The following is a 259-nucleotide window of genomic DNA, read 5'->3' on the forward strand; positions in this document are numbered from 1 at the left end:
CCGAAGAGCATGCTCTCCGGTTTGGGCTGTTCCCGTTTCGCTCGCCGCTACTCAGGGAATCGCATTTGCTTTCTCTTCCTCCGGGTACTTAGATGTTTCAGTTCCCCGGGTCTGCCTCACGTTACACTATGTATTCATGTAACATGTCCCATCCCATTACGGATGGTGGGTTCCCCCATTCGGAAATCTTCGGATCAAAGCATACTTACTGCTCCCCGAAGCATATCGCTGTTCGTCGCGTCCTTCATCGGCTCCTAGT

At 52.5% G+C, this 259-nt stretch carries 1 rRNA gene; it reads right to left on the reverse strand.

From position 1 onward, the window contains the following. A 23S ribosomal RNA gene (locus AC3B4V_RS16295) occupies window positions 1-259 on the reverse strand; the annotation flags it as partial.

The sequence above is a fragment of the Exiguobacterium sp. E17S genome (genome assembly GCF_057772545.1).